Origin of the sequence: Microbacterium sp. LEMMJ01, from assembly GCF_002114135.1 — a bacterium.
Lineage (GTDB): Bacteria > Actinomycetota > Actinomycetes > Actinomycetales > Microbacteriaceae > Microbacterium.
In genome coordinates, this window is sequence record NZ_NCTV01000044.1 from 1 (window position 1) to 4,943 (window position 4,943).

Genomic DNA, 4,943 nt, shown 5'->3' on the forward strand with positions numbered 1-4,943 from the left:
GGGTACCGCCGCGGATGCCGCACTGCTTCGTGCCCCGCTCACATCCCCTGCCGCACCATCCACACCCGCTCTGCCGGCGACTTCTCCTTCGCGAAGCTCAGCTACGCCGGCTCGCCCCTTGCGGAGATCCTCGAGCGCGACGCAGCCGCACGCGCCCAGTCCCGGCAGCGTGACAAGATCGCCGCTCGAGAAGAGCGCCGGGCCGCGGCCGAAGCCACGCAGCCCCGCCGACCCAAGCAGGCCTCGAAGCGCACACCGACAGCACGGCCCGCCCGCCCGCCGAAGACGGCGCCGCTGAGGATCGCGACCCCGCGACCGACGTTGCTGAGGACGCGCACGCATCCTGGCTATCAGTGGATCGACAAGGCCCGCCTCGCGGCCGAGACGCTCCCCGTCGAGCGTGCCAGCACGTTCGCGGAGACGGTCGACGGCTACGAAGCAGCGCTGGATCGTCACGTCGACGAGCTCGCACAGTGGCGCAGCGACCACCGGGATCTGCGCGTCCAGCTGCGTTCCGCGGTCGAGACGCTCAAGACGGCCACCATCGCCGCCGGAAGCGGCCTATCGGTCGGCGGCGTGATCGAGCGTGCTCTGCAGGACGCCACCGCCAGGCATCAGGCAGCAGTCGACGAGCTCGCGAAGCATGATCGCCCGGCACCGCCGGCCAGGCCGCGGATGCCGCGGCCGCAGACCCCGCGGGCCCCTCGCGTCTCCCGACCGCGGCAGCTGCAGCCGCACGGCACCAACGCCTGCCGGGCGCGTGGCTGCGATCGACCGGAGTGCATCGAGGCGGGCCGCGAGTATCACCGGCAGTGGATGGCAAACCGGAAGGAACAGAGCATCCCGGCCGAACACCACGGGACCGCCTACGGCTACCAGCTCGGCTGCAAGGACCGAGATCAATGCCCTGCCGAGATCTCCTGCGCCGACGCATCGCTGACCGAAGAGCGACGCCGGCGGCGGGAAGCCGGCATCGCCCCGCAGGCCCCGCGCGTGCCCGCTGACCCCGTTCGCCGGCACGTCCGACAACTGATGGCCTCCGGCATGACCATCCTCGAGATCGCCGACCGAGCGCAGGCCTCCAAGACCGGCGTGAAAGTCCTTCTCTACGGCCGCTCCGGCGCTCGTAAGGGAGAGCTGCCGGGCGAGATCGAAGCAGCGAAGGCGCAGCGGCTCCTCGCGCTGCAGCCGACCGCCTCCGCTGCGCAGCTCGCACGTTCCGCCTGACATCGACAGCTCAACCGCCGCAAGAAGGCCCCGCCGTTGAACTGGTCGCAGCGGGTCACCATGCGGATGATCGCCGATGGCCGGTCCCCCTCCGGTGGCGCCAGCTACCTCGATACGACAGGCCTGGGGATTCCCGGTGGCACCATCCAGTCTCTCCGCAGGCGCGGTCTGATCGAGCGCTACTCATGGGTCGAACCCGGCTGGGTGCTCACGAAAGCCGGCGTCGATGCCATCAACAGTGGCGCGTGTGACGAACCCGACAGCAGCATCGACGACTAACCTCACCGATCTTCGCAACTCGGGTGTCCGCGAACAGCGCCAAGACCGGCCTATACCCAGCAAGAAGGGCCTGCGGCACAGTCAGGCACGGGGGTTCCCCTACCAGACTCGCAGGCGTATAGTCAGTGAATGTCACATTCACTATTTGATTGAGGAGACAGGCCATGACCATCACCCAGGCCGCAGCCCCCACGGGCACCGCGGTCACCATCGCAGGAACCGTCCGCACACCGCTCACCCTCGTCCGCCGACTCACCGACCGTCAGGCGCGCGTAGGGTTCCGCGTCGAGACCGACGCCGGCTCATACAACGTCCACGCCAACGGGATCCTCGCCGAGATGCTCCGGCTGACGACCCACCGCGGCGACCGTGTAATCGTCCACGGCCCGGCTGTCACGTTCAGCCACCCTGCCCAGACCATCCCCGACCTCGAGGCCGACAGCGTCGAGCTCGACCTCCGCTGACCCACGACGAGGATGGACACCACGACGCATCAGCAGGAGAGAACCCCATGACCCGCATCTTCCACGTCAACGGCAAGCCCGTCGACGTCACCGACGCCGCCGCGGTCCAGGCACTCACCGCGGACGAGTACGCCGACCTGCTCGCTCAGACCCTCAACGACACCGACGCGACCGACACCGAGATCGTCGGACTGCGCCAGGACCAGCCCGACGCCGGCACAGGGTTCATCATCACCAACCCGCCCAACGAGAGCGGGAGCGAGCGATGACCGAGCGCCGGAACAACACAGCCCATCGCCGCGGCGTTGGTGTCCGCAGCGCGGAGGCTCGACGATGCCCCGTGTGCGGACGCGGCGCCGCGCTGGTGAGCGTCACTCCCCGCCCGCTCACGCCAGAGGAGACGACCACCTACTGCCGGTGGGACGACTGCACCTATGCGCGGGTGGTGCCCTCTTCGAGTGATCTGTCGCGGCTGCGAGACGGCACACATGCGACTGCGAGAGCGATCGCCGACGCCGAGGCTCGCGGAAGGATCGACGACGCTGCGAATCAGGTGCTGATCGACCGCCTGTACCCGCCGCTCGATTCGACCGGTCAGCCGTGGCGGAGCGCGTTCGATCATGCGCGCCAGGAAGGGCACAGCGAGGCCGAGGCATACGACTTCGCAGACGAGTACGCGGCCTACGTGGAGGACCGGCAGTACGAGATCCGCGATCCTGACCTGCCGATCCCGTCCCCGAGCGAGTACACGCGATGACCGGGCGTGAGAGTAGTAGGGATCGGCATCAGCGCACGCTGAGCGAGTGGACAACTCGCGCAATCCGGAGCATGTTGCGTTCCTCGGACCCGGCCACCGCCTTCGCACAGCAGGACGGGGTCATCAAGGATCGCATCAGGAACGAGCTCGGTCAGCACCGCCGCGCAACGCTGAGGGTGATCCTGCCGATCGTGCTGCTCGCTGTCGGCGTGGTGATCGTGGTCCCCGCCCCGATCGTGCTCCTGCCTCTTGCCGGCATTGCGGTGGTCTTCGTCATCATCGTGCGAGAGGACCGACTGGCCCGCCTGCACGAGGCGATCCAGCGTGTGGACCCCGACGAGGACACCCGATGAACGAGGCATCGCCGACCGTCACGCTGGACGTGCGCGCAACGATCGTGCGCACGATCCAGCAGCACACGGACGAGGCGGACGAGGAGGCCGGCTACATCGCGGACGACATCATGGACGCGCTGAGCCTGGGCAGCGAGCTCACGGTGACCGTCCCCAGGCTGCGGCGCCGCGGCGAGCACGAATGGCCGTGCGCGCTGTTCTACGTCGGGAACTGGAACGGTTCGCGGCCGCGTGCACGGTGCAGTTGCCCGCCTGCCGAGGCGGGAGCCGAAGGATGAAGGATCCCCGCCAGCTCTCCCAGGCTGAGCTCGACGAGTACCTCGACCAGCTCGTGCGTGACGGCGACGATGACAGCCCGGAGTTTCACCGCGCCTACCAGGTGTGGGAGGAGCTCAACGGCTGACGTTTGACCATGCCGCCCTCATCGGGGCCCTGCCGACCGGCGGGGCCCCGATTTCTGTCCGCGAACACCCCCAACCCCGGCCTATACCCAGCAGACGAACGGGAGAGGCCATGTGCGACGACATCGACCACGGAGGGCGGCGGTGCCCGTCGTCGACGGCCGAAGGGCAGCGGCGTCGCCGCGCCGAGAAGCGCGAGCGGAACGCCGAGAAGCAGCTTGAGGCCTTCATCGGCGCGACCCCGTTCCGGCCGGTCTCGGGCGAGCTGATGCGGATGAGCTCGCGCCCCAGCTATTGGGACACCGACGAGTGGATCGAGTACGAAGACACCCTGCGCGCGGCCGCGGAACGTCACGGGATCGAGATCTCCGAGCTGCAGCACGCGGACGGGCTCTGGGAGGGCACGTCGGAGCCTGCAGGCGCCTACATCGTCCACGCGGACAGCTTCGAGCAGGTCACCGACTGGGCCGGCGAGCTGGCGGGGCGGTATGAGCAGGACAGCATCATGGCCGGGTACTTCGACGCTGACGGCCCCGACCGGGTCTACAGCTTCGCCGCCGGCACCGGCTCGCAGCAGCAGGTCCAGGAGACCCTCGACATTCTCCGCGCCGCCGGCGCACCGGGAGGCAGGCTCTATGACGGCAAGCTCGAGATCGCGGAACCCGCCGAGTATCCGCTGCCGGCATCCGCCGTGAACGCGATCGCCGCCCGTCTCGGAACAGAACCCACCTTCGCTCGAGCGCACGTTGCCTTCGTGCCCGGCAACGACAGCTACCGTCACCACCAGCCGATCAAGGAGATCCAGTCGCTCAGAGAGCGGTACGCCGATGCGCACGGTTTCCCACAGCGCACGCCGATCCCCCGACTGACCGAGCTCGACGACATCGCTGCAGCGAGGGCATACGCGGCCGCACCGCACGAGCCCGCGCACCCGCAGGTCGCCCGCTCCTACCGATCACTGCGGCAGCACATCGGCGCTCAGTGGGACATGCTCACAGAAGCCGGCTACACCTTCGAGCCCTGGCACGGCGAGACCGAGCAACCCTACGCCGACTCTGCCGCGATGCTGGCCGATCTCCGCGAGAACAAGCACCTGTTCTACTTCCGCACCGAGGTCTCGCAGCACAGCGAGGGGGCCCTTCCGCCGGATCATCCGATGGCTCGCAGCGTTACGGTCACCCTGCCCACGGGCGAGCGGGCGCCGATGCTCGCCAACGACGTCTTCCGCGCCGTCCACGACGCGATCGCGCACAGCGAGGGCCACCAGTTCGGACCCTACGGCGAGAAGCGCGCCTGGTGGACACATCGTGCCTGCCTCCCCCGCGAAGCGCGGCTCGCGCTGTGGTGCGAGACGCGCGCGCAGAACTGCTGGACCAACGCCGGCCCCCACATGACCACGGAGGGGGAAGCCGGGCATCCCCTCCTCATTCGGCGAAGGGAACCGGGTTGGATGCATCGGAGT

The 4,943-nt window shown here is 68.8% G+C and carries 9 protein-coding genes; all 9 read left to right on the plus strand.

Annotated features, from left to right (window positions below):
* The coding region (locus B7W94_RS18200; RefSeq protein ID WP_216353907.1) for a hypothetical protein at positions 1-1,227 on the plus strand (1,227 nt) is incomplete at its 5' end.
* Between the two features lie 36 nt (positions 1,228-1,263).
* A complete protein-coding gene (locus B7W94_RS17740) occupies positions 1,264-1,506 on the plus strand; it encodes a hypothetical protein (protein WP_005051904.1) in 243 nt (80 codons plus the stop codon).
* A gap of 164 nt (positions 1,507-1,670) precedes the next feature.
* On the plus strand, positions 1,671-1,970 hold the full coding sequence (locus B7W94_RS17745) for a hypothetical protein (protein WP_062633405.1): 300 nt from the start codon (positions 1,671-1,673) through the stop codon (positions 1,968-1,970).
* Positions 1,971-2,017: 47 nt separating this feature from the next.
* The gene (locus B7W94_RS17750) at positions 2,018-2,239 is read left to right on the plus strand and encodes a hypothetical protein (protein WP_005052790.1); all 222 of its coding nucleotides are present in this window, start codon (positions 2,018-2,020) and stop codon (positions 2,237-2,239) included.
* Between the two features lie 71 nt (positions 2,240-2,310).
* Positions 2,311-2,727 carry a hypothetical protein gene (locus B7W94_RS17755; RefSeq protein ID WP_043341034.1) on the plus strand — a complete coding sequence of 139 codons (417 nt, stop codon included), beginning with the start codon at positions 2,311-2,313 and terminating at the stop codon, positions 2,725-2,727.
* Positions 2,728-2,798: 71 nt separating this feature from the next.
* Complete coding sequence (locus tag B7W94_RS17760; protein ID WP_043341033.1) at positions 2,799-3,080, plus strand: hypothetical protein; 282 nt, start codon at positions 2,799-2,801, stop codon at positions 3,078-3,080.
* Positions 3,077-3,358, plus strand: a complete 282-nt coding sequence (locus tag B7W94_RS17765) for a hypothetical protein (RefSeq protein ID WP_005052783.1) — start codon at positions 3,077-3,079, stop codon at positions 3,356-3,358. Before B7W94_RS17760 ends, B7W94_RS17765 begins: the two co-directional genes overlap by 4 nt.
* Entirely contained in the window at positions 3,355-3,483 is a 129-nt protein-coding gene (locus B7W94_RS18510; protein WP_005052780.1) for a hypothetical protein, read from the plus strand. The genes B7W94_RS17765 and B7W94_RS18510 overlap by 4 nt, the downstream gene beginning before the upstream one ends.
* A 110-nt stretch (positions 3,484-3,593) precedes the next feature.
* On the plus strand, positions 3,594-4,943 hold a 1,350-nt coding region (locus B7W94_RS17770; protein WP_085607991.1), incomplete at its 3' end, for a hypothetical protein.

Excerpts from the sequence above, each read along its gene's own strand:
- B7W94_RS17745 (WP_062633405.1), top strand. The coding sequence starts at position 1,671 with ATGACCATCACCCAGGCCGCAGCCCCCACGGGCACCGCGGTCACCATC.
- B7W94_RS17750 (WP_005052790.1), top strand. The coding sequence starts at position 2,018 with ATGACCCGCATCTTCCACGTCAACGGCAAGCCCGTCGACGTCACCGAC.
- B7W94_RS17760 (WP_043341033.1), top strand. The coding sequence starts at position 2,799 with ATGTTGCGTTCCTCGGACCCGGCCACCGCCTTCGCACAGCAGGACGGG.
- B7W94_RS17765 (WP_005052783.1), top strand. The coding sequence starts at position 3,077 with ATGAACGAGGCATCGCCGACCGTCACGCTGGACGTGCGCGCAACGATC.
- B7W94_RS18510 (WP_005052780.1), top strand. The coding sequence starts at position 3,355 with ATGAAGGATCCCCGCCAGCTCTCCCAGGCTGAGCTCGACGAGTACCTC.